This window comes from Faecalicatena sp. Marseille-Q4148 (genome assembly GCA_018228665.1).
Classification (GTDB): Bacteria; Bacillota; Clostridia; order Lachnospirales; family Lachnospiraceae; genus UBA9414.
Map to the genome: position 1 here is coordinate 2,652,026 of CP073692.1, position 23,443 is coordinate 2,675,468.

General features: G+C 43.0%; 20 protein-coding genes and 1 pseudogene. 20 read left to right on the forward strand and 1 reads right to left on the reverse strand.

The window, feature by feature from the left end; translation table 11 throughout:
• Positions 1–73 precede the first annotated feature (73 nt).
• The 5 genes and pseudogenes from KFE17_12715 (at position 74) to KFE17_12735 (ending at position 4,913) form a co-directional block, all read left to right on the forward strand.
• Complete coding sequence (locus KFE17_12715) at positions 74–793, forward strand: polyphosphate polymerase domain-containing protein (protein ID QUO31689.1); 720 nt, start codon at positions 74–76, stop codon at positions 791–793.
• Positions 786–1,481, forward strand: coding sequence for a DUF4956 domain-containing protein (locus tag KFE17_12720; GenBank protein QUO31690.1), 696 nt, complete (start codon positions 786–788; stop codon positions 1,479–1,481). Before KFE17_12715 ends, KFE17_12720 begins: the two co-directional genes overlap by 8 nt.
• 21 nt (positions 1,482–1,502) lie before the next feature.
• Entirely contained in the window at positions 1,503–3,365 is a 1,863-nt protein-coding gene (locus KFE17_12725; GenBank protein ID QUO31691.1) for a carbohydrate-binding domain-containing protein, read from the forward strand.
• 45 nt (positions 3,366–3,410) lie between these two features.
• Positions 3,411–3,578: pseudogene (locus KFE17_12730) on the forward strand (RelA/SpoT domain protein).
• Between the two features lie 105 nt (positions 3,579–3,683).
• A complete protein-coding gene (locus tag KFE17_12735) occupies positions 3,684–4,913 on the forward strand; it encodes an MFS transporter (protein ID QUO31692.1) in 1,230 nt (409 codons plus the stop codon).
• A gap of 79 nt (positions 4,914–4,992) precedes the next feature.
• Here the strand turns inward: KFE17_12735 and KFE17_12740 are convergent, their stop codons facing one another.
• Positions 4,993–6,117 (reverse strand): cell wall hydrolase, encoded by a 1,125-nt coding sequence (locus KFE17_12740; GenBank protein QUO31693.1) that lies wholly within the window; start codon positions 6,115–6,117, stop codon positions 4,993–4,995.
• A 189-nt stretch (positions 6,118–6,306) separates the two neighbouring features.
• Between KFE17_12740 and KFE17_12745 the strand changes: the two genes are divergently transcribed.
• The 15 genes from KFE17_12745 to KFE17_12815 all read left to right on the forward strand — a co-directional run bounded on the left by KFE17_12745 (position 6,307) and on the right by KFE17_12815 (position 23,398).
• A complete protein-coding gene (locus KFE17_12745; protein QUO31694.1) occupies positions 6,307–7,137 on the forward strand; it encodes an HAD family phosphatase in 831 nt (276 codons plus the stop codon).
• A 13-nt stretch (positions 7,138–7,150) separates the two neighbouring features.
• The gene (locus KFE17_12750) at positions 7,151–7,969 is read left to right on the forward strand and encodes an undecaprenyl-diphosphate phosphatase (protein ID QUO31695.1); all 819 of its coding nucleotides are present in this window, start codon (positions 7,151–7,153) and stop codon (positions 7,967–7,969) included.
• 94 nt (positions 7,970–8,063) lie between these two features.
• Entirely contained in the window at positions 8,064–8,597 is a 534-nt protein-coding gene (mobB, locus tag KFE17_12755; GenBank protein QUO31696.1) for a molybdopterin-guanine dinucleotide biosynthesis protein B, read from the forward strand.
• Positions 8,579–10,624, forward strand: a complete 2,046-nt coding sequence (locus tag KFE17_12760; GenBank protein QUO31697.1) for a molybdopterin-dependent oxidoreductase — start codon at positions 8,579–8,581, stop codon at positions 10,622–10,624. The genes mobB and KFE17_12760 overlap by 19 nt, the downstream gene beginning before the upstream one ends.
• Before the next feature lie 5 nt (positions 10,625–10,629).
• A complete protein-coding gene (locus KFE17_12765; protein ID QUO31698.1) occupies positions 10,630–11,067 on the forward strand; it encodes a 4Fe-4S dicluster domain-containing protein in 438 nt (145 codons plus the stop codon).
• Between the two features lie 3 nt (positions 11,068–11,070).
• A complete protein-coding gene (sfsA, locus tag KFE17_12770; GenBank protein QUO31699.1) occupies positions 11,071–12,852 on the forward strand; it encodes a DNA/RNA nuclease SfsA in 1,782 nt (593 codons plus the stop codon).
• Entirely contained in the window at positions 12,845–14,002 is a 1,158-nt protein-coding gene (gene glf, locus KFE17_12775) for a UDP-galactopyranose mutase (GenBank protein QUO31700.1), read from the forward strand. Before sfsA ends, glf begins: the two co-directional genes overlap by 8 nt.
• A complete protein-coding gene (locus tag KFE17_12780) occupies positions 13,990–14,850 on the forward strand; it encodes a MurR/RpiR family transcriptional regulator (protein QUO31701.1) in 861 nt (286 codons plus the stop codon). Before glf ends, KFE17_12780 begins: the two co-directional genes overlap by 13 nt.
• Before the next feature lie 154 nt (positions 14,851–15,004).
• Positions 15,005–16,714, forward strand: coding sequence for a peptide ABC transporter substrate-binding protein (locus KFE17_12785; protein ID QUO31702.1), 1,710 nt, complete (start codon positions 15,005–15,007; stop codon positions 16,712–16,714).
• 84 nt (positions 16,715–16,798) lie between these two features.
• Positions 16,799–17,725: an ABC transporter permease gene (locus KFE17_12790; GenBank protein ID QUO31703.1), complete on the forward strand. Its 927-nt coding sequence runs from the start codon at positions 16,799–16,801 to the stop codon at positions 17,723–17,725.
• Between the two features lie 17 nt (positions 17,726–17,742).
• A complete protein-coding gene (locus KFE17_12795) occupies positions 17,743–18,663 on the forward strand; it encodes an ABC transporter permease (protein QUO31704.1) in 921 nt (306 codons plus the stop codon).
• Between the two features lie 10 nt (positions 18,664–18,673).
• Positions 18,674–19,711 carry an ABC transporter ATP-binding protein gene (locus KFE17_12800; GenBank protein QUO31705.1) on the forward strand — a complete coding sequence of 346 codons (1,038 nt, stop codon included), beginning with the start codon at positions 18,674–18,676 and terminating at the stop codon, positions 19,709–19,711.
• Between the two features lie 4 nt (positions 19,712–19,715).
• Positions 19,716–20,678: an ATP-binding cassette domain-containing protein gene (locus KFE17_12805; protein ID QUO31706.1), complete on the forward strand. Its 963-nt coding sequence runs from the start codon at positions 19,716–19,718 to the stop codon at positions 20,676–20,678.
• A gap of 21 nt (positions 20,679–20,699) precedes the next feature.
• Positions 20,700–22,079, forward strand: a complete 1,380-nt coding sequence (locus KFE17_12810) for a TldD/PmbA family protein (protein QUO31707.1) — start codon at positions 20,700–20,702, stop codon at positions 22,077–22,079.
• Positions 22,079–23,398, forward strand: a complete 1,320-nt coding sequence (locus tag KFE17_12815) for a TldD/PmbA family protein (GenBank protein QUO31708.1) — start codon at positions 22,079–22,081, stop codon at positions 23,396–23,398. The genes KFE17_12810 and KFE17_12815 overlap by 1 nt, the downstream gene beginning before the upstream one ends.
• Positions 23,399–23,443 lie beyond the last annotated feature (45 nt).

Here is a 23,443-nt window from a genome sequence, read left to right on the forward strand (position 1 = left end):
AAAGCATTTTAAGTTAAATTAAGGTTAAGAGCGTATTTTATGTATGTAAAATAAAAACACAGGGAGAAATATTATGACCTATCAAATGACCTTTAAGCGTTATGAATTAAAATACCTGCTGAACAGGCAGGAAAAGGAAGAGATACTTCTTGCAATGGAACCATACATGAAACTGGATGATTACGGAAGAACCGTTATAAGAAATATTTACCTTGATACCGATAACTTCCGGTTAATCAGGCGTTCACTGGAAAAACCGGTATATAAAGAAAAACTTCGCATCCGAAGTTATAAACCGGTAGAGACAACAGATCCGGTCTTTGTGGAAATTAAGAAAAAATATAAGTCGGTAGTTTATAAACGCAGACTGCAGCTTCCGGAAGAAAAAGTTATGGAGAGTTTTCAGACGGGAAAGCCGCTTCCGGTAAATTCTCAAATCGGAGATGAAATTCAGTATTTTCGTGACTACTATGAGAATCTTCATCCATCTGTATTTTTATCTTATGAAAGAGAAGCCTATTATTCCCTTGACGGCAGTGACTTCCGGATAACCTTTGACGAAAATATCCTTTATCGGAGAAATGATTTTTCACTTGGCAGTGAAATTTACGGGATTTCGTTGTTAGGGAAAGACCAGGCTCTCATGGAAATCAAAACGTCCGGTGGGATACCTCTATGGATGAGCGAAACACTTACGAAACACCATTTATATAAAACATCATTTTCAAAATATGGTTCTGCCTATCAGCGTATGCTGGCAGAGTCCTTACAGGGAGGATACAGCAATGTCTAATACTTTATTTCAGGGAATTTTTGATACCGATATGACCAGTGTGATTTCTATTTCAGACTTTTTGTTATGCGTGGGATGTGCCCTTGTGATTGGATTGATTTTGGCAGGAACATATATGTACGGAACAAAATATACAAAAAGCTTTGTGGCAACGTTGGCTTTGCTTCCGGCAGTGGTCTGTGTAGTCATTATGATGGTCAACGGAAATGTGGGAACGGGTGTGGCCGTTGCCGGAGCTTTTAGTCTTGTGCGATTCCGTTCCGTTCCGGGATCGGCGAAAGAAATTGGAGCGATTTTCCTTGCTATGTGTTCCGGTCTGGTGGCAGGAATGGGGTATCTTGCGTATGCGCTGTTATCTGCGCTGATTCTGGGCGGAATTATGCTGCTATATAATCGAATGGACTTTGGAACAAGAAAACATGGGCTGCGTTATAAAACCTTACATATTACCATACCGGAGGATTTGGATTATAGTGGGGTATTTGACAAAATATTGAAGAAATATACAACGGATTATGAGGTTGTACAGATTAAAACTACGAACATGGGAAGTTTGTTTAAGATTACATATAATCTAACACTGAAAGATCCGGCAACAGAAAAAGAATTAATTGATGCGCTCCGGTGCAGAAATGGAAATCTGGAAATTACTATGTGCAGACAGGAAACTGTAATCGGAGAATTATAGAAGTGTAGGAGATGATGGCAAATGCGAAAAAGAGAAGTTTTATTATTTTTACTGCTGGGAACGTTAATATTATCCGGATGTAACAAAAAGACAGGAGAAAATACGCAGCAAAATACGACAGAGTCTTCTGATGCGGTAGGTACTTCGATTACAGAAATAGATACTTCTAATATGTTCTCGGATCGTGATAAAGAAGTAGGATATGAAGAGTCGGAAAGTGTTGCCATTTCGCTGGCGGATGATAGTTCTGTCTGTGAGTCAGATGCTGTGGTTATTACAGAAAATACGGTAACAATTAAAGAAGAAGGAACATACATACTCTCAGGATCTCTTTCAAACGGAATGGTGATTGTAGAGGCAGAAGATACAGACAAAATTCAAATTATTCTTAATGGTGTAAGCATTTCGAATTCCCAGTCAGCAGCATTGTATGTTCGCTCAGCAGATAAAGTGTTTATTACCACTGCTTCAGGAACGGAAAATATTCTGGAAAATAACGGTACCTATGTGGCCATAGATGAAAATAATATTGATTCAGCTGTTTTTTCCAAATCAGATCTGACGTTGAATGGGGAAGGAACCCTTACAGTCACAGCTCAGGAAGGGCATGGGATTGTATCAAAAGACGATTTGGTTCTTACAAGCGGAACCTATGTAATCACAAGTGCCAGTCATGGAATTTCAGGAAAGGACAGTGTCCGTATCGCCAATGGTTCTTATACGATTGTATCAGAAAAAGATGGCATCCATGCAGAAAATACGGAGGACAGCAGTCTTGGATTTGTGTATCTGGCGGGAGGAAGTTTTTCCATCACGTCGCAACAGGATGGAATTAGTGCCAGCTCATGGCTGCAGGCAGAGGATGGAACTTATGAGATTCTGTCAGGAGAAGGCAGTGCCAGAGTACAGAACCAAAGTAGTGGAGAAGATAAACCGATGCAACGGACGTTCCAGGAAGAGGCAGAAGAAAATACAACTAGTATTAAAGGGATAAAAGCAGCTGCACAGTTGGTATTAAATGGCGGTACCTATAATATTGATGCAGAGGATGATGCACTTCATTCTAACGGAAATCTTGCTGTCAAAAACGGCACCTATGCGTTATCATCAGGAGATGATGGGATTCATGCGGATTCCAATGCGAGTATTTCCGGAGGAAGTATAGATATTATTAAAAGCTATGAAGGAATTGAAGGCTTGAGTATTGATATTACGGGAGGAGTAATTTTTGTTTTAGCAACGGATGATGGCATGAATGCAGCAGGAGGAAATGACAGCAGCGGTTTTGAAGGACCTGGATTTGGAGGCGACCAGTTTGCATCCACAGAAGGTGCATACATTAACATTGCAGGGGGAGTTCTTCGGGTAAATGCTTCTGGAGATGGAATCGATTCTAATGGAGATATTACTGTTTCCGGTGGAGAAACCTATGTATCCGGTCCTACGAATGATGGAAATGGAACATTAGATTATAGCGGAACAGCACAAATCACCGGAGGCATTTTTGCAGCGGCTGGTTCCTCTGGTATGGCACAAAACTTTGACTCTTCTTCCACGCAGGGAGTTATTATGATTAATACAGATCCACAGGAGCAAAATACAAATATTGTACTTCTTGACAGCAATGGAACAGAACTTCTGAATTGGACAGCAGAAAAAGAATATTCGTCTATTATCATAAGCAGTTCGGAAATAAAAGAAGGAGAAACTTATACAATAAAAGCCGGAACAACAGAGCAGAGTATTACTATGGATAGTATGGTTTATGGAAATAATTCTCATGGAGGAGCACCTGGAAGCAGCGGTGGAGAAAGAGGAGACCGGCAAGGAGATGGCATGCAGAGGAAACCGGGAAAAGAACAAGATTCTGGAAACATCCTATGAGTCAATGTCTGAAAATTACATTGATTCCGGGCTATAACCAAGAATGATTTTTGGGCAGCACTAGAACATCAAATGAAATATAAAAGAAACGTACAGCATGAAGAGACAATTCGGAATGAATTGAAAAGATGTGCAGATGAAATTGCGTCTGTAGATTTATCCATGCAGACAATAAGAGAGCTTTTACAAAGTGATATATGGGAGTATGAATAGTATATAGAATTAATATAAAAACTTCGTTGACGAAGAAGAAAACTGTATGAGATAATGTAGAAGATATGTAGGAAGAACAGCAATTGGTTTCGGCAGGGGGACATTATGAAATACATTCGACAATACATGGGAATGCGGAAAGAACTGTACATTTTGTTTTGGGGCAGGGTTGTGACCAACATGGGAGCATTGATCTGGCCAATGATGACACTGATTTTGAAGAATAAGCTTGGGTATTCGGCAACGCAGATTGCGGCAATACTTATGATTCTCGGATTTGTACAGCTTCCCTTTACGCTGATCGGCGGGAAACTGGCAGACAGATTTAATAAGAGGAATCTGATCATTGTATGCGATTTGGTAACGGTTGTGAGTTACTTTGTATGTGCCTTTATGCCGATGTCAGAGAAGTTAGTACCGATTTTGGCTTTGGCGGCTATTTTTGCGCAAATGGAATGGCCGAGCTATGATGCATTAGTGGCAGATTTGTCTTCGGCTGAAGACAGGGAACGTGCGTATAGTTTAAGTTATCTTGGAACGAATCTTGGCCTTGTGCTGGCGCCGACAATCGGAGGATTTTTGTTTGCGAATCACCTTTCGCTTGCGTTTCTTATCAGCAGTCTGGCAACATTTTCATCAACGGTGTTGATTTTCTTATTCATTAAAGACGTTACACCGGTGAAAACGGAGACGGTATCCGGTCATTATGAGGAAGTGCGGGATGGTCACAGCATCTGGCGCGTTCTGTGGGAAAATAAACTGTTGCTGCTGTTTATGCTCTGCGGCGGCATCTGGATGCTTGTTTATAGTCAGTTTAACTTTTTAATGCCATTGAATTTGGAACAGTACTATGGAGAACAGGGAGCAGTTTTATTTGGGACACTGACAAGTGTAAATGCATTTGTTGTGATTATCGGTACACCGGTTCTCACGAAGATGATGTCGCGCATACGGGATGTGGATCGCCTGCTGCTTGGTCAGTTTCTTGTTGTACTCGGCTTTTTATCCTATGCACTTGTGCAGAATGTTTTGATCGTATATTTTATTTCTATGATTATTTTTACGATTGGAGAGATCTGTGAGACACTTGGACGGCAGCCATATCTGACGAGACGTATTCCGGCATCCCATAGAGGAAGATTTTCTTCCGTTTACACGATATTTGGAGGGGCGTTTCAGTTATCAGGTCAGCAGGTTGTGGGAAGTATGGCAGATGGAATGCCGATGCAGACGGTGTGGATGTTTATTGTAATCATAGGTGTTATCAATGTTGTCGGGTATGTGATTCTCCGGCAAAGAGATCAGAAAGCATTTTCTCTGCTTTATGATAAATAAAAATGAAAGAAAGATAGAAAGAAGAAAGACTGACGCAATGTAATAAAAATAAATTACATCGTATCAGTCTTTTTATTTCTTAAAAGAATACGTTTCCGCCGATCACAACACCCTGGTGGCCGGTATAACTTGCGCGGAACTGGTAACAGTTTCTAACATCCGGATGGCGCGCACCGCCGAGTGCATCGCTGGCAACGGTATAACAGAGCGAAACAGCTCCTTTTTTCAATACTTTATCAAGGCTTCCGTTCCAGGTTGGAGAGAACTGACCGCTTTGATAAATAACACCGTGTAATGTATCTGGATATTTAGAGCTTTCCATACGGTTCATAATAACGGTTGCGACTGCAAGAAGTGCATCGTAGTCGCGAGTTCCTGCTTCACATTGTAAGATGGCGGCAAAGAGATCAAGGTCACTTTGATCAGCAGGATGAGAGTTCCCGGAATGATCAGAATTGCCGGAATCATCCGGATCAGGACGGGATGGCTTTTGCTGTGCCTGCTGTTCTTCTTCTTTTTGAGCCTGTTCAAGTGCAGCCTGTTTTTCTTCTTCTGCCTTCTTGGCAAGCGCTTCCTGTGCGGCTTTTTCAGCTGCAATGGCTTGTTCAAGTTTAGCGCTGTAGGCAGAAAGTTCACCGGAAGCGGTAGAAATTCTGGAGGCGAGCGCATCTTTTTTGGCAGTGAGCTCTGCCTGAAGTGTCAGGAGTTCCTGCTGTTGGATTTCAAGTGCCTGTTCTTTGGCAGCAATTTCTTCCCGCGTGTTCTGGAGTTTCTCAAGCATTGCCCGGTCATATTCACTGACTTTTGTAATAAAATCAGCTTTATTTAGAAAATCGGCCATGCTGATTGCGCTAAAGAGTGTATCCAGCATAGCAGTTTTGCCTTCTTCATACATATAGCGGATACGCATCTTCATATCATTATATTGTTGTTCCTCATTTGCCAATGCTTCTCCCAACTCAGTCTTTGTCTGTTCGACCTGCGCAGTTGTCTCTGTAATCTGGGTAAGGATGTTATCTACATCTGCGCTAATGGAAGAAAGTTCAGTATTGAGCCCATCAAGCTCATTTTGCAGTGTCGAGGTCTTGTCCCGCAGGGAATCAATTGTCTCCTCGGCATGTGCAGGCAAAACAGATATGCTCAGGATGCAGGCACTTGCCAGTGCAGTCAGAGAGCGAAATCTGCGCTTCAATTTTGGGTTCATATTCGAGTTTCCTTTCGCTAAATATAAAGACCGTGAATCGGTTGCCAGTGTATTATACTATAAATTTCGAATTTATGCAAATTTTGTTAAGAAATTGTTACAATCCACAATTTTTAATTCACATATGATACAATAACTGCGCGATAGACAGAAACGAATCAACAGAACTTGCATAAGGAGAACGATGATATGCAGCAGAAGATAAAAATGATCGGAATGGATCTGGATGGAACATTATTAAATGAAAGAAAAGAGCTGACAGCCTATTCCAGAAAGGTACTTGAACAGGCAATCAGTCAGGGAGTTACCGTTCTTGTGGCTACGGGACGGCCGATTTCAGGCGTGCCGGAAGAATTAAGAACATTTCCGGGAATGCGCTATGCATTGACGGCAAACGGAGGACGTATCCTTGACCTGAAAGAAAATAAGGTTATTTTTGAATCACTTGTTTCGACAAAAAGTGCAGAAAAAATATTGGATGTTTTTGAACAATATGATACACTAAGAGAAGTGTACTTTGAGGGTATTTCGTATGTACAGCAGGCAGCGATGGACGAGATTGAGAGATATGTGGCGAATCCATCGATGCAGAAATATATCCGGGCAACGAAGAAGACGGTGCCGGATGTCAAGGCAAAAGTAAAGGAAATGAACCGTGGTCTTGATAAAGTTCATGCGATGTTTGCAAATCGGGAAGAGCGAAGAGCTGCATGGGAAGAACTTGCGAAGATACCGGATATTACCATATCCAGTGCACTGGACAATAATATCGAAATCAATGGAAAAGATGTAAATAAGGGGAAAGGGCTTCTGAAGCTGGGAGAAATGCTTGGCATTCGAAGAGAAGAAATCATGGCTTGCGGAGACGGGCTCAATGACCTCCAGATGCTTCGGGAAGTAGGATTTGCTGTTGCTATGGAAAATGGAGCCGAAGAAGTGAAGCTGGCGGCAGATTATATTACAGTTTCCAATGAGGAAGATGGAGTCGCAAAAGCAATTGAAAAATTTGTCTTAGCATAGAGGAGGAGAAAAGATGCTGGATATTTTGAAATCAATTATATTTGGAATCGTTCAGGGAATCACAGAGTGGCTTCCGATCAGCAGTACAGGACATTTACTGCTTGTGAATGAATTTCTGAAAATGGATGTCAGTACAGAATTTATGAATATGTTTAAAGTGGTGATTCAGCTTGCATCAGCGCTTGCAGTTGTTGTCTTATATTTTCATAAGTTAAACCCATTTTCGCCGCGGAAGAATGAACGGCAGAAGAAGAACACGATTAATTTGTGGTGCAAAGTGATTGTCGGATGTATTCCAGCCGGAATTATTGGAATTTTGTTTGATGATGTTATCGATAAGTATTTATCCACTTATATCGTAATCGGTATTACATTGCTTGTGTATGGTATTTTATTTATCGTTGTGGAGAATCGTAATGCGTCCATGACGCCAAAGGTAACAAAACTGAAAGAGCTTACGTATCAGACTGCATTTTTGATCGGATGCTTTCAGGTGCTTGCACTGATTCCGGGAACATCACGTTCAGGTGCAACGATCATTGGTGCGCTGCTGATCGGAGTTTCCAGAAGCGTTGCGGCAGAGTTTACATTTTTCCTGGCAATTCCAACGATGTTTGGAGCCAGCGGCGTGAAGCTTCTGAAACTTGGTTTTAACTATACACCGATGGAGGTAGTCATTTTGCTTGTTGGCTGTCTCGTATCATTCTTTGTATCTGTGTTTGCGATTAAGTTCCTTATGGGATATATTAAGAAACACGATTTCAAAGTATTTGGTTATTATCGTATCGTACTTGCAGTGCTGATTTTTATCTATTTTCTTATTTGGGGATAATAAATATACAGCAATTAGAATGATAAAATAACACAAAACTGCCCGACACTGTTGACCGGGCAGTTTTTTTGCAAATAGACAGGAGGAAGTCCAGATGCCGTATATTTTTGGAATTAGTGGAAGAAAAAATACAGGGAAGACGAAAATTGTCTGTGAGATTGTGAAGGAGCTGTCGGGGCGGGGATATGATGTTGCAACGATTAAACATGACGGACATGAGTTTGAACCGGATCGTCCGGGAACCGATACGTTTCGGCATTTGAATGCAGGAGCTTTTGGAACAGCAATTTTTTCAGAAACTTCACATATGATCGTAAAGAAAACAGCAGTAACGGCAGAGCAGCTGGCATTGCAATTTCCGGAAGCAGATGTGATTCTGATTGAGGGGATGAAGCGGGGGACACATCCGAAGTTTGAGACTGTGAGAGATTATGGAGAAACCGTGTCAGCGCCGGAAACAATCCGGGGGATCATCGCGAATGAGGGAAATACAGAAATCAGAGAATTTATGGAGCAGACAAAAAATAAAGTTCCTCTTTACACCTATAGCGATATTCTGGTATTGTGTGATATAATCGAAGCGGGAATCAGGCAGAAGGGAAGTAGGACATGTCAGAAAATACAGTAGTAAAACGAACGACCTGCGCAGTGTGCGGATCATGCTGCCCGGTAGATGTTTATGTGGAAGAGGGAAAAATTGTCCGGGTAGAAGGAAAGCAGGGGCTTTGTCCAAAGGGAGCCGCTGCACGACAGTATGTGTATCATCCGGACCGGATCTTGTATCCAATGAAACAGGTCGGCAAAAAAGGAGAAGGCCATTTTGAACGTATCACATGGGAGGAAGCCTATGAGATGATGGCAGAACGCCTTCAGAAAGTGAAAGAAACTTATGGACCGGAGTCGGTTATTTTCTATGTGGGATATCCGAAATGGAATCGTCCTGCAGCGCTTCGGCTTGCGAATGCATTTGGCTCACCGAATTTCTGCACGGAATCAAGTACCTGTTTTCAGGCAGTAGATCTGGCGTGGAGGCTGAATTACGGAGGTCATATTTGTATGCCGGATTTAAAAAATGCGAAAACAGTCCTTGTGTGGGCGTCTAATCCGTATCATTCACAGACACCATCCAGCAGGATGTGGCTTGAAATGAAGGAGCGAGGCGTGAATGTGATCAGTGTAGATCCACGCAACACGGTGACTTGTCACGGAGCGGATATTCATATGCAGCCGTATCCGGGGACAGATGGAGCGCTTGCATTGGCAATGGCACATGTGATGATTGAAGAAGATTTGTATGATAAAGAATTTATTGAAAAATATAGCTATGGGTTTGAAGAATACCGGGAATATGTAAAGACATTTACTCCGGAAAGAGCCGAAGAGATTACCGGGGTACCAAAAGAGACGATCTGCAGAGCTGCAAGGCTATTTGCTACAGAAAAACCGTCAGCGATTAAATGGTCAGCCTCCTCGCTGGCACATCACTTAAATGGTGTTCAGAATCACCGCGCAATTTTTCTGTTAAGTGCGCTGACAGGAAATTATGATGTAAAAGGCGGCAATCGTACGATGGGGATGCCAATGGCGCCGCGCAATGAATACGGAAAAGTAAAGAGAATGAACAAGGTGGAAGCAATCGGACAGAAAGAGTTTCCGGTATGGTTTGATATTTCCTGTGAGGAATCACAATGTACAAAGCTGGCACAGTATATAAAAGAAGAGAAACCGTATCTGCTGAAAGGAATGGTAGCATTTGGATTGAATCATCGGATGTGGCCGAAGCCGGAATTGTTGAATGAAGCGCTTGGAGAATTGGATTTCTTTGTAAATACAGAATTTATGATGTCAGAGTCCTGCCGCATGGCAGATCTTGTGCTTCCGGCGAGCACGCCGTTTGAAAGAGAAGAAGTAATGGGAGGCATGGGCGGCCGGTTCCGAATGTCAGAGAAAGCAATTGAACCTATGGGAGAATGTAAAAATGATATTGAGATCATTTTGGAACTGGCAAAACGGCTTGGATTAAAAGATGAAGTTCTTGGGATGAATTATGAGGAATATATGGAGCATATTCTGAAGCCATCCGGATTAACATTAGAAGAACTGAGGAAACATCCGGAAGGATTGGAAGCTCCGAATCTTGTCATGCCAATGGAGCGGACTTATGAGAAACAGCCGTTTGATACTCCGTCCGGAAAAGTAGAATTCAAGTCGCTTGTATTGGAAAAATACAGCAAAGAGTATGGGTATCAGGGGCTTCCGGTATTTGAGGATTTTAGAGAAAAGACCGAAGTGGATCACGAGGCATATCCGTTTATTCTAAGTGTTGGATGCAGAAGACCGCAATATTATCATTCGAGGACATACCGTCTTTCCTGGATCAGGAATCTGGAGGCGCCGGATCTGATTGAGATGCATCCAAAAGATGCGAAGGCCTGTGGAATTGAAGAAGGCGATGAAGTGACGATTGTATCGCCGGCAGGCGAGGTTACAGGCCATGTAGGCTATCAGCTTTCTATGCAGCCGGGAATGATCTGTATGTATCATGGCAATCCAAATGCAGATGCGAATGAGCTGATCGATCTGGATTATGTGGACCCGATTTCAGGATTTCCGGCATACAAAAGCTATTTCTGCCGCGTAGAGAAAAGGGGGTAAGGGCAATGAAACTGAATTTTGACAAAGAAAAATGCAGCGGATGTTTTGCTTGTCATATCGCCTGCATAGACGCCCATTATCCAGTGGACGCCGAAGATGCAGAAAGCTTTCGTGCCACCAGAACGATCAGAAATGAAGAAGAGGGATTCCAGAAAACAATCTGTCCGGGATGCATTCATTGCGGCGCCTGTATGAGAGCGTGTCCGCATGGAGCCATTTACCGGGATGAAGCGACAGGTTTTATTCTCGTAGAGAAAGAAAAATGTACCGGCTGCCGTACTTGTGAAGCAGCTTGTCCGATGCATGTGATCCGGTTTGATAAGAATGGAAAGATGGCAAAATGTGACGGCTGTATTGAAGAAATACGAAACGGGCGCAAGCCTGCCTGTGTGCGTACTTGCTTTGCCGGTGCAGTTTGTCTGGAAGCAGAGAAAAAGGAGTAAATTGTGAAATATAGCCGTATAGAGACAGGGAGGTTTCTTGAACGCCCGAATCGTTTTATTGCATATGTAGAAATAGAAGGGCAGAGGGAATGTGTCCATGTGAAAAATACAGGGCGGTGCCGGGAACTTCTGTATCCGGGGGCTGTTGTTTATCTGCAGCCATCAGAGAATCCTGAGCGCAAAACAAAATGGGATCTGATCTCAGTTGAGAAAAACGGACAGATTGTCAATATGGATTCTCAGATTCCAAACAAGGTTGTGAAAGAATATATCGAAAAAGGCAGGCTGTTTGACCGGGTGTCTCAGATTAAGACAGAAGTGACTTACGGAAATTCCCGTTTTGATCTTTATGTGGAAACGGAGGAAGGACGAAAAATTTTCATAGAAGTCAAGGGCGTGACGCTGGAAGAAGATGGAATTGCAAAATTTCCGGATGCACCAAGTGAGCGGGCAGTAAAGCATGTGGAAGAGTTGATATCAGCGAGGGAAGAAGGATATGAAGCTGTTGTATGTTTTGTAATCCAGATGAAGCAGGTACGGTTTTTGACGCCGAATGTGAAGACACATCCGGAATTTGCCGATGCTCTTTCGCGGGCGCGGGAAAGTGGTGTGGAGCTGCTCGCACTTGATTGTACGGTAACGAAAAATTCTATTACAGCGGGAAAACGTATTCCGGTGATTCTTCCGGAGTCGCGGTTGGAACAAAGTGTACTGCCGCTTATCCACTGGTTCCGGGAGCATAAACGGATGCTTCCGTGGCGGGAAGATCCGACTGCTTATCGTGTCTGGGTATCAGAGATTATGCTGCAGCAGACAAGAGTAGAAGCGGTAAAACCGTTTTATGCAAGATTTATGGAGGCGCTTCCGACAATCGAAGCATTGGCTAAGGCTCCGGAAGACCGGCTGCTGAAGCTGTGGGAAGGGCTTGGTTATTATAATCGTGTGAGAAATATGCAAAAAGCAGCAATTCAGATTATGGAAGAGTATGGAGGAAAATTCCCCTCAGAGTATGATCAGATTAAGTCTTTGAGCGGTATCGGTTCTTATACTGCGGGAGCGATCAGTTCATTTGCGTATGGAATCCCAAAACCGGCGGTAGATGGGAATGTCCTGCGGGTTGTGGCGCGTCTGCTTGGTCTAAAGCAGGATATTATGCGTCAGGAAGTGCGAACGAGGATAGAACAGCAGCTGGAACTTGTGATTCCGGCGGAGGCAGCGAGTGATTTTAATCAGGGCTTGATAGAAGTCGGTGCGATCGTCTGTGTGCCGAACGGCGAGCCGAAATGCAGTGAATGTCCGCTGAAACCATTTTGTCTGGCATCTCTGAATGGTCTGACAGATGAGATTCCGGTGCGTTCCAAAGGAAAAGCACGGCGCATAGAGGAGAGAACGGTCTTTGTATTTCGGGACGGAGATACCGTAGCAGTAAAAAAACGCCCCGACAAAGGGCTCTTGGCAGGGCTTTATGAATTGCCGAACCTGGAAGGAAAACTGGATGCAGATGAGGCGGTTGCCTATGCGAAAGAAATTGGTCTGGCTCCGATCCGTGTCTTGCCGCTTCCGGAAGGAAAGCACATCTTTAGTCACATTGAGTGGCACATGACCGGATATCTGATCCAGGTAGATGAGCTTGAAAAGTCATGCAGGGAAGAGATGATTTTTGCAGCGCCGTCAGAGGTTGAGAAGAAGTACCCAATCCCGGCGGCGTTTGAGACATATACAGATTATATTGAGATAAAGTTAGGGCAGGAGAAATTTGATCAGGAGGGCAGAAGGAATGTATGATGTGATCATAGCCGGAGCCGGAGCAGCCGGCAGTACAGCGGCCCGGATATTGGCAGAAGCGGGAAAACAGGTGCTTGTGTTGGAAAAACGCAGTCATGTGGGGGGCAACTGTTACGATGAGAAAGATCCCTATGGGGTACTGATTCATTTGTATGGACCGCATATTTTCCATACAGATCGAGAGCAGGTATGGGAGTTTCTGTCCCGGTTTACCGGATGGAAACATTTTCAGCATGAAGTAAAAGCAAAGACAAAAGAAGGATTGATTCCGGTTCCATTCAATTTGAATACACTGCATCTTGTTTTTGGGGAAGATGCAGATCGGATAGAAAAGAAACTGATTGACAGTTACGGACAGGGAACGAAGGTGCCTGTTTTGGAATTGCTTCATACATCAGATCAGGATCTGAAACGAATCGGCGAGTATGTCTATGAAAATATTTATCTCCACTATACGATGAAACAGTGGGGGAAGAAGCCGGAAGAAATCGACAAAAGCGTTACTGCCAGAGTTCCGGTCAAAGTTGCATATGACAATGGATATTTCACAAATAAGTATCAGGCAGTTCCGTCAGAAGGGTTCACAGTTCTGTTTGAAAATATGCTGGATCATCCCAATATTACTGTGAAAACAGGAACAAGCCTTGAGGACTGTACAGAAGTGCAAAACGGGCAGATATACTACGCAGGGGATAAATTTGAAGGGAAAGTTATTTTTACCGGAGCGTTGGATGAACTGTTCGGCTGCAAATATGGACGGCTGCCGTACCGCACACTGGAGATTGCATTTGAACATATGGAGAAAGAAAGCTATCAGGGAGTTCCGGTAGTAAATTATACGGTAAGTGAAGCATTTACAAGAATTACAGAATATAAATATCTTACAAGACAGAAAATAAACGGAACAACAATCAGCCGGGAATATCCGAGGGATTATGAGGGAAAACCGGATGAAATTCCGTATTATGTAATAGAGAATGCACAAAATCGTGCATTATATGAAAAATATGCCGCTGATGCAAAACATATCAAAAATTTCTATACACTGGGCAGACTTGCAGAATACCAATATTATGATATTGATGCGATTGTAGAGAGGGCGATGAAACTTAGCGGAGAATTATTAGAGGAGAAGTTATGGAAATATTAACAGTACTCAAGGAAAAATATCCGAGTATGACGAAAAAACAGAAACAGATTGCAGACTATATGATGGCACACCCGGAGCAAATGACATTTATTACGTTAAAAGAACTGAGTAAAGCAGTGGATGCGACAGAGGTAACAATACTGAAAGCCTGCTCAGATTTTGGATATGAGAATTTTAATGAAGTAAAATATGAGTTCCGTAAATATGTCAGTATGCAGGAACAGTTTGAAATTCATAAGGAAAATGAGTATACGTCTACAGCCATTCCGAAATATGAATTAGAGGAACGGGAAGCGCTTCTGGACGCGATCCGAAAAGAAGAGAAGGAATGTGTCAATCATGCGTTGGCGCAGTTGGATCTGCAAAAAGTAATTGAAGCTGCTCGCATCATTATGCAGGGAAAACGGGTTGTGTTCTGCGGCCGAGGAATTTCAATATTGATGTGCAAAGCCCTTCAGATATGGATTGGTACATCGGGACTTCCGGGGATTGTGATGGACACGGAATTAAACGATGAGATCCATGTACTGCTGCCGCTGATTACAGAGGAAACAGTAGTTGTCGCATTTTCGTTCCCGGATTACTATTTTATGACAACGAAAATTGTTGAGTTCAGCAAGAAAAGCGGGGCAAAGGTGATCGGAATTACGAACGTAGAGGAAGCCCCGATTGCGGAGTTCAGCGATGTGCTTCTGTTGGCGCCGTCTTCTACACGGCTGTTTATGAACAACCTGTCTTCACCGATGGCAGTCATCAATCTGCTGGCTTCGGCGGTTGAAATCGAGGTGAGTGCATCTGACAGACAAATGTCCGCTGACCAAAGCTTTACAGAGTTGTTTCGTCAATAGTATTATTGTATAAAAAATAAAGCGTGAAAATATGCAAAATGACAATTCGTTATAGATAATGTATATTTTCACGCTTATTTATTGACTAAATTACATGAAAATGCTAAAATTCTTAAATGTAAATATAGTAAACGCTATAAAAGGAGGGCAATTTATGAAAGGAAAGAAGATAATTGCTTTATTATTGGCAATGACAATGGGAGCATCCCTTGCTGCATGCGGCGGCGGTGGTGGTTCCAAAGGCGGAGACAGCGCAAAAGGAGAAGAAGGCGGAAAAGATGCTGAGCAGTATATCAATGCATCATTGGGATCTGAGCCGACAACACTTGACGTAAGCCGTCGTTCTGACACTTATTCAAGTGAAATCCTTATCAACTGTATGGAGGGATTGATCCGTATCGAGCAGAGAGACGGAGAATACAAGATCATGCCAGGTGATGCGGAATCATGGGAGACAAGCGAAGACGGTACAGTCTGGACATTCCATCTCGGAGAAGACAGAAAATGGGATGACGGAGAACCGGTAACAGCAGATCAGTATGTATATTCTCTTCAGAGAAGTGCAGATCCGCAGACAGGATGTCCGAACTCATATTTCCTGACACCAATTAAAAATTATGACAAAGTATCTACAGGCGAAGCTCCACTGGAAGAATTAGGAGTAAAAGCTGTAGATGAGCATACATTAGAGATCACATTAAATGCAGCAATGCCAAGTTTCCTGGAGAGCTGTGATGCAAGTATCTACTATCCACAGAGAAAGGATAAAGTAGAGGCAGCAGGAGATCAGTATGGTGCAGAAGCTGATACACTTGCATACAATGGACCATTCAAATTAGAGTCCTGGACACATAACAGCGAAATGAAAATCGTGAAGAACGAAGAATACTGGGATGCTGAGAACGTAGATCTGGACTATGTAAATTACCAGATCATTACAGATACAGCAGCTGCAATCAACGCATTTGATGCAGGACAGCTTGATATGATCAGTGCTTCTTCCGCAGAAACACTTGAAAAATACAAAGCAGATCCAAGTCTGAAATATACAAAGATTTCCGGCGGTACAATTACATTTGCATTCTTCAATACAACAGATAAAGTATTCTCTAACAAGAACATCCGTAAGGCATTCGTAATGGCAGCAGATCAGGAAGAACTGAACGATATGGCATTCAGTAACCTGAGAGAGCCATTATATGGATGGATCGCTCCGGCGCTTTCTGTTGATGGAAAGAGCATGAGAGCAGAAGCAGGAGATACAATTAAAGAGCAGAGAGAAGAGATGGAAGCAGAAGGCAAGACTCCAAAGGATATCCTGATCGAGGGTATGGAAGAAGCCGGACTTGGAAGTGATCCGAAGAAACTGGATGTAACATTCTCACTGGCTGGTACAGATGAGTGGTTCCATACATTTGGCGAGTACTTACAGCAGATGTACAAAGAACAGCTCGGTATCGATCTGAAGATTGACTTTGCTGACTGGTCTATCTTTGAGAGCAACCTGCAGTCTGGTAACTATCAGATTGGTATGATGGGATGGGGCGCTTACTACAACGATCCATATGATATGTTAAGTATCCATTTATCTACTGCAAACCAGATTTACACAGGATGGTCTAATGAAGAGTACGATAAACTTGCATTAGCTGGTGTCACAGAACTGGATGCTGAAAAACGTATGCAGGATTATATTGCAGCAGAGAAGATTCTGTTAGATGAATATGTAACAGATCCATTTGCAACAGCTGTAACACATCAGTTTACAAGAGACTTTATGCATGATAAATATGCTGAGTATGGACAGGAAAACCTGTACTTCATTCATCCAGGATGGAAGAACGTTTATACATCTGGCAGATAGCAACTGAGTATGGGACGGGTTATTATAGACTTGCTGTAATAGCCCGTCTTTTAAATTCAGTTGCCTGATAAGGAGGAAAAATTCGTGGTAAAATATGCATTGAAACGAATCGCTTATATGTTTTTGACATTGTTCGCAATTGCGACAATTACCTTTTTCTTAATGAGAAGTATTCCGGGTGATCCGCTTGCAAGTATGGCAAGGACATTGCCGGAACAGACGAAAGCAAACTACTATGCAAAATATGGTTTGGATAAGCCGCTGTTTACACAGTATCTGTTGTATATGAAAGGGCTTGTGACATTCGATCTCGGAGAGAGTATCGTATTTCCTGGCCGTTCTGTTGCAGGTGAAATTGCAAGAACATCACCGGTATCCGCTTCTGTCGGAGGTACTGCCTTGATTATCGGTACTTTGATTGGTGTGTTCCTCGGCGTCATTGCAGCGCTTAAGAAAAATCAATGGCCCGACTATATTGTTATGTTTATTGCCATACTAGGCGCCACCATACCGGTCTTTGTGCTGGCATCGGTTATGCAGTACGTCTTTGCGGTAAAAATGGGAGTGCTCCCGGCATCCGGCTATGGTAAGCCAAATCAGATGATCCTTCCGGTAATCGTATTGAGTTTTGGTTCGATTGCGACATATGCGCGTTACATCAAATCCAGTATGCTCGATACATTAAACCAGGATTATGTACTGACAGCGAGAGCGAAAGGCTTAAGTGAACGCAAGATTATTACACGTCATGTACTTCGTAACTCTTTAATTCCGGCAATTACCATTTTCTCAAGCAGTATCGTTGGCGTATTTACAGGTGCGTTTGTAACAGAGAAAATGTTCTCAATCCCGGGAATCGGATTCTACTATGTAACGTCTATTAACAACAAGGACTATTCTATGGTCATGGGTACCACAATCTTCTACGCAGTACTCTTCATTGTTATGCAGCTTGTTGTTGACTTCGTTTACATGATCGTCGATCCGCGAATCCGGGTAACGTCTGACTAATTATCGGAGGTAAAGTTATGCAGAATATAGCGAAAGAAAAATTCCAGATTATCGGAATTCAGGAAAATGAGATGGAGGCTATCGCAAGACCGCGGGTAAGCTATCTAAAAGATGCATGGCGCCGTCTCCGTCAGAATAAAGTTGCGACATTGGCTTTATTTGTATTATTACTTATTATAATTATGGTTATCATCGGACCAAAGCTTAGCGGTTACGCATTTGAGGAAGTAGATAAGACAGCGAGAAACCTGTCTCCAAATGGTAAGCACTGGTTTGGTACTGATAAATTAGGACGAGATATCTTCGCTCGTGTATGGATCAGTGGTCGTGTATCTCTGACAATCGGTGTTGTCGGTGCATTGGTTTCTGCAGTACTTGGATGTATTTACGGTGGTATTGCAGCGTACTTCGGCGGCAAGGTAGATACATTTATGATGCGTATTGTTGAGATCCTCATCAGTGTTCCTTACCTGATCGTTGTTATCGTACTTTCTCTTGTACTTGACAGTAAGGGAATGTTCACACTGCTTCTTGCCATGTGTATTACCGGATGGTGCGGTATGGCACGTCTTGTGCGTGCACAGATGCTGGCGATCAAGAGCGAAGAATTTATTCTTGCAGCGCAGGCACTCGGTGTAAAACCGTGGAAGATTATCATGCGCCACATGATTCCAAATACACTCAGTAATGTTATCGTAGCAATTACATTTGACATTCCGGGATACATTTTCTCAGAGGCATTCTTAAGTTATATCGGACTTGGTATCCAGCCTCCGAACACAAGCTGGGGTGCACTTGCATCTGCTGCACAGCCGCAGCTGCAGTTTTATCCGTATCAGTTGTTCTTCCCGGCATTTATGATCGCACTTACAATGCTTTGCTTTACATTATTAGGTGACGGTCTGCGTGATGCCCTGGATCCAAAATTGAGAAAGTAGGAGTTGCAATATGGAAAAAATATTAGATGTTCAGAATTTACAAGTATCGTTTAATACATATGCCGGAGAAGTAAAAGCAGTTCGCGGTGTCAGCTTTGAGCTGAATGCCGGTGAGACACTTGCGTTTGTAGGAGAATCCGGATGTGGTAAGACGGTTACAGCAAAAGCAATTATGCGTCTTCTTCAGCCGCCGTTTGCTGTAATCAAAGATGATTCCGTAATCATGTATCGTGACAAAGATGTTATGAAGATGTCTAAAAAAGAACTTCAGGAATACCGTGGAGATGAAGTTAGTATGATCTTCCAGGATCCAATGACTTCTTTGAACCCGACCATGACAATCGGAAAACAGATTATGGAAAGTCTGATCCTTCACCGGGGATTGGATAAGAAGCAGGCACGCGAGGAAGCAATCCATATGTTGGAACTTGTAAGAATCCCGGATGCCGCAAAACGTGTTGATGCATATCCGCATCAGTTATCAGGAGGAATGCGCCAGCGTGTTATGATCGCTATCGCACTGTCCTGTAACCCGTCTCTTCTGATTGCCGATGAGCCGACAACAGCGCTGGACGTTACAATTCAGTCACAGATTATGGAACTGCTCGGAGATTTGAAGAAAGAGTTAAATACAGCGATTATTCTTGTAACACATGATCTCGGTGTCGTAGCAGACTTTGCAGACCGAATTCAGGTTATGTATGCAGGTCAGGTGATTGAGCGTGGAACTGCAAGAGAAATCTTCTACGATGCAAAGCATCCTTATACATGGGCTCTGTTATCATCTGTTCCAAGACTTGATACAGAGAACAAACAGGAACTGTACGCATTGAAGGGAACACCGCCGGATCTTCTTATGAAGATGGAACGTTGTCCATTTGCAGCAAGATGTGAATACTGCATGGGAATCTGTAAAGAAGCAATGCCGGAAGAGACTGACGTTACAGGAACTCATAAAGTATCCTGCTGGCTGCAGCACCCGGATGCACCGCAGGTAAAATCATTCTACGATAAACAAAAAGAAAGCAAACAGAACGAGGAGGTGTAGAGACATGAGTGAGAAGTTGATCGAAGTTAAAAATCTTTGTAAATATTTCCCGGTTGGAAAGAAGAAAACACTGAAAGCAGTGGACAATGTCAGTCTCTACATTAAAAAGGGTGAGACACTTGGTCTTGTTGGAGAGTCTGGATGCGGTAAGACAACTTGCGGACGTACTGTATTAAAATTATATGAGCCAACTTCCGGAGAAGTAATCTTTAATGGAAAAGACATCAGCAAATTAAAAGGAAAAGATCTTCTGGATTTCAAACAGAAGGCACAGATGATTTTCCAGGATCCATACTCCTCTCTTGATCCGCGTATGACAATTGGAGAAATTATTGCAGAAGGTATGGATGTGCATTGTAATTACAGTGCAAAAGAAAAAGATGAGAAAGTAAAAGAACTCTTAAAGAGTGTTGGTCTGAATGAAGACTTTGCAAACCGTTTTTCACATGAGCTTTCAGGAGGACAGCGTCAGCGTATCGGTATTGCCCGCGCGTTAGCTGTCAATCCGGAATTTATCGTATGTGATGAACCGATTTCTGCTCTTGACGTATCCATTCAGGCACAGGTTGTCAACTTGCTGATTAAGCTTCAGAGAGAAAGAGGTCTGACATATTTATTTATTTCTCATGACCTTTCTATGGTGCGTCATATTTCTGACCGTGTTGGTGTTATGTACCTCGGAAGTCTTGTGGAAATAACAGGAAGTAAGGAAATTTTTGACAATCCGGCCCATCCATATACAAAAATTCTGATGTCTGCGATTCCGATCGCCGATCCGGATGCAAATGAAAAAATGACACGTCTGAAGATTCAGGGAGAGGTGCCAAGCCCGATCAATGCACCAAGCGGATGTAAATTCCGTACAAGATGTCCATATGCTACAGATATCTGTGCACAAGAACGCCCGGAACTTCAGGAAATTGCTCCTGAGCATTTTGTTGCATGTCATCATTGCAAAGACATTTAAGCATAAGGAGATAGAGAGAAAATGTTAACTGAGAATATGATTGAAAAGATACTGGATGAAGCAGTAACGCGGGGAGCAGATTTTGCAGAGGTCTTTGAAGAGAACAGTCTTTTTGAAGAGACAGTTGCAACTCAGGAGAAGGTAGAGCAGAGTGTGCAGGGACGTGAAAGCGGTGTTGGAATCCGTATCTTTAAAGGTTTGAATTGCTACTATGGCTATACAAACCAGAAAACGGAAGAAAGTTTAAAAGAATTGACAAAGCGTCTGACAAAGGCGATGCGTCAGAAAGAGGCTTCCAAAATCATTCTTGGGGAAAAGAACATTTATACAATGGCCCCGACGGTTCTGATGCCGTCCGGGCTTTCTTTTTCCAGGAAAATGGAGCCGGTACAGACAGCGATCCGTGCAGGAATGGATTATGATGAAGAGATTGTCCGTATGCGTGTAAAACTGACTGATATGGAACAGCAGATTCAGATTGCCAACAGTGAAGGGCTGTTTGCAGAAGATACAAGAGTGAAGACGCGTCTGTATATCGGAGCATTTGCTCAGAACGGCACAGATGTACAGAATGGATATTTTGGTCCGGGAGCTATGCAGGGACATGAGTATTACGATAAAATCGATGTAGAAGCATGTGCGAGAGAGGCTGCGCGTCAGGCGAAGGTCGTACTCCATTCAGAACCATGTCCGGGAGGACGTATGAGTGTTGTTGTTGACAATGGATTCGGAGGTCTTCTCTTCCATGAGGCTTGCGGACACAGCCTGGAGGCAACTGTCATCGCTAAGAATTCTTCAGAGTTCTGCGGAAAGCTTGGCAAGAAAGTTGCATCAGATGTGGTAACATTGATTGATGACGGCTCTATTGATGGAGAGTGGGGATCACTTCACATTGATGATGAGGGTACGCCAACTCAGAAAAATATTCTGATTGAAAATGGTATTTTGAAGAGCTATATGGTAGACCGGTTGAATGGTATGCGTGCAGGTCTTGCACCGACAGGTTCTTCCAGACGCCAGAACTATAAATTTGCACCGGTAGCCCGTATGACAAATACTTATATTGCTCCGGGTAAGAGTACTCCGGAAGAAATTATTGCTGCGACAGAGAGAGGACTTTATGTAAAATCCATTATTGGCGGTTCTGTAGAATCTGCAACAGGTGATTTTAACTTTAGTACAGGCGAATGTTATCTGATTGAAAACGGAAAAGTGACGACTCCGGTCCGCGGCGCTACATTGATTGGAAACGGCGGAACAGTTCTGCAGAACGTAGATATGGTGGCAGGAGATTATGATCTGCGTCAGGGATACTGCTATGCATCAAGCGGCGCTCTCTTTATCGGAGCCGGTCAGCCGACAATCCGCGTAAGTAATATGACAGTAGGAGGGATTCGATAATGGTGGAGAAATTTATTGAGGAATTTACGAAAGCCGCACATGAACGTGGAATCCGGAATCTGGAATTTTATGCGGAATCTGTGCAGTCCGCATCGGTAAATATTTACGAAAAACAGCCGGAATTCCAGACAGAAAGTGATGTGGAGGCCTGCTATGTAGAAGGAGAATATCAGGGGTATAAAGGATATATTTATGCTGAAGATTTTTCAGAGGAATATTTGGAGGAGAAGCTGGATCAGTTCTGTGAAATTGCTGAATATTTGAAAGAACCTTATGAAGCAAAAGAGCTTGGCAATTGTACATGTCAGAAAGAATTTGAACTTTCAGGTGTGGAACATATGACGGAGCAGCTGCTTCAGACCGTGGAAGCATGTGAAGGAATTCATCCGGATTTTAATAAGTTTTCTCATTTATCTGCAAGGGAGACGATTCGTCGGATCGTAATCCAAAATGACCGTGGAGGACGCATGGAAGATGCGGTTAAATTTGCCGGTGTTTATGTAGGAGCAGAAGCTGTGAAAAATGATGCAGTACAGACATCCGGGGGCGAAGATCTGAAAGGTTCTGCAGGAGAACTGAAGATGGAAGCAGTGGCAAGAGAAGCTGTCGAAGAGGCATGCAGCTTGTTGGGAGCATCTCCGGTAGAGACGAAGAAATATCCGGTCATCTTAAAAAACAGTGTTATCTGTGAGATGTTATCTATGTATCTTCCTTCCTTTGGGGCAGATACTGTGCGGAAAAATATCAGCAAACTGGCAGGACAGACAGGAAAGGAAGTAGCATCTGAGATTGTAAATCTGGTAGAAGATCCGGAAGGCCTCAATGCGAGAAGCTTTGATGATGAAGGAACGCCGACGGTAAAGAAATATCTGATCAGAGACGGAATTCTTGGAGAATATTTGTACAATCAGGCAGAGGCGCTTCTGGCAGGAAAGAAATCCACAGGAAATGGGTTCAAATCCAGCTATCGAAGTGTTCCGGCAATTGGGGTAACAAATCTGAAACTGATTGGAGAAGAAAAATCAAGAGAGAGGTTGATCGAAGAACTGCAGGATGGGTTATATATTACTGCCTGTGACGGCATGTTTGCCGGAGCAGATCCGGTAAGCGGAGATTTCTCTCTGATTTCAAAAGGATATCTTGTGAAAAATGGCAAGCTGGATCGCGCAGTGAATCAGATTGCAGTAGCAGGTAATTTCTATGATATGCTGAAACATATTCGAGGCATTGCAAATGACTATCTCGTAACAGGAGGAGCCGGAGGAATCTTTGAAGCTCCATCCGTATCTGTCGGAGAACTTGTTGTGTCTGGTAAATAGTGAGGAGAAAAGCAGGGGACTGGAAGAAGAAACAGTTTCCTGTTT